Consider the following 1,850-nt stretch of genomic DNA (forward strand, 5'->3'; position numbering starts at 1 on the left):
ACTGCAAGGATAACTCGTGGAAACACCCTAGCAGAGGCCCGTCACTGATTTCCCTGAAGTCCAGTGACGGGCCTACTTCGTCAGACGTCGGCTAGTGCTAAATCTTTCTCGTAGGGCTGGAACAAGCATCCGCAATTGAAGTTGGAAATGTGCTTGGTTGAGATGTCCCCTCCTCAAGTCCAAGCTCTGGTGCAAGGCCCGTCGCTGTCCGTGTCCTTCAGCGGCGGGCTTCCTTCGTCAGACGCTCGACGGTCTCAATGATCGCGTTGGCCAGAGCTTCGCTCGGTTGCCACAGGGGCATCGGTTCCATGTGTCAAAGGTGAGGTCGGCACGATCAAGTTACCAAGCACCGGTAACGGTGAGCGTGCCGACCTCATCTGGGGCTAAATGACCAGGCCTGCAAGCTACTGGCAGAATGAAAGCGCAGCAATTAATCCTGTTGGCCTAGACTGCCCGTCAGGCCATTCCGCGATAGCACCATAGGCATGAGAGTCGGGGATATATTAGCTTGAGCTTGCGGCGGCTCACCTCCGCCCGCCCGGCCGGCGCCTAACGTCCCAACAAACCCGCCACAGGCGCCGGCCACCCCTCGCACCGGTCGCTTCCGGAGATGTGCATTGTGGGCGATGCGTCGCCGCGTCGGCCCGTCATGCCTTTGCCTCCCGGATCGCCCGCAGCGTGGCGTGGCGTAGTTTATTTTCGCGCTTAAGGGTCTTTCACGCGTCCGACAAGGCCAGGTTTGATCCATTCGGCGTCGGGCTTGTCGGCGCCCCTCGGTGGCGCGCCTTTCCCCTCTTGCACCTTGGCATAGAGGCGTTCCCGCATGGCTTTGGTCAGGGCGATGTTTGCCGAGCCGACGTAGCGGCGTTCCGCATCGCGGGTTGCCATCAAGGCGAGTGGAGCCGAACCGGGCGTTCGCTGCACGCCTGCAACTTCAAAGTCGACTTCCTCATAGCATTTCGTTTTCACCCAGGCTTCGGTGTCGCCTGACCGATAGCTGCTCTCTTCCCGCTTCGACACCATGCCCTCTAGGCCCATCCGATCAACCGCGGCATAAAAGTCAGCCCCGCCGCCATGCACATGGTGGCTATACTGGATCACGCCTTTGGCAGGCCCGACGAGTTCGAGCAGCTTTCCCGACGTGCCAGCAACGGTTCGCGGCGTAGGTCGATGCCATCATGGTGCAGCAGATCGAAGGCGACGAAGATGATCCGATCCGGCGCCCATCGCATTGCCGACCGCAGCGAATGGAAATCCGATACGCCCTTCTCGTTGAGAACGATTGCCTCACCGTCGATGATTGCCGACTTGGGGGAAAGGGTTGCCGCCGCCTCGACAATCGTCTTGTACGTCGATGACCAGTCGTAGCCCCTCCGCGTGATCGTTCGGGCAGTGCCGTCCCCGACAATGACTTGCGTCCGGTAGCCATCATACTTGATTTCGTGAATCCAGTTGTCCCCTGTCGGCGGCACCTCGACAAGCGTGGGGAACATTGGCCGGATGAACTTCAACATACGCGAACTCGGACAGGACCGAATTTAAATTAGAATAGGCTAAAATAGTTGCAAAGGAATGCACCAGGCACTTGGGCAGGTGTTCATGCCACACCCGTTTCGGCCGGCGTCAGGGAACGATTCCGTCCTCCCTGTGTTTCAATCTCATGACAAACATCCCGAAACGCCAGGGAATCGCGATGGGGGCCGAAGTCGCCAGTGCCAAGCAACGCCTGGAACGGGCCGAGCTCGCGATTCAGCGCTCGAAAGAGATGGTGGCTCAAAACATTGAGCGTTCCGGCAGGATACGGCGTTTGGTCGAGGCCGCCATACAAGATCGATAGACTCCCGAGCAAC

General features: G+C 59.1%; 3 protein-coding genes. All 3 read right to left on the reverse strand.

The features are described 5' to 3' along the window. Positions 1-705 precede the first annotated feature (705 nt). The gene (locus EN750_RS41735; RefSeq protein WP_348629638.1) at positions 706-1,101 is read right to left on the reverse strand and encodes a hypothetical protein; all 396 of its coding nucleotides are present in this window, start codon (positions 1,099-1,101) and stop codon (positions 706-708) included. Beyond that, positions 1,098-1,514: a hypothetical protein gene (locus EN750_RS41740; RefSeq protein ID WP_348629639.1), complete on the reverse strand. Its 417-nt coding sequence runs from the start codon at positions 1,512-1,514 to the stop codon at positions 1,098-1,100. Before EN750_RS41740 ends, EN750_RS41735 begins: the two co-directional genes overlap by 4 nt. Before the next feature lie 83 nt (positions 1,515-1,597). Then, on the reverse strand, positions 1,598-1,850 hold a 253-nt coding region (locus EN750_RS40095), incomplete at its 5' end, for a hypothetical protein (RefSeq protein ID WP_210212787.1).

The sequence above is a fragment of the Mesorhizobium sp. M7A.F.Ca.ET.027.03.2.1 genome (genome assembly GCF_003999175.1).
In the GTDB taxonomy this organism is placed as follows: Bacteria; Pseudomonadota; Alphaproteobacteria; order Rhizobiales; family Rhizobiaceae; genus Mesorhizobium.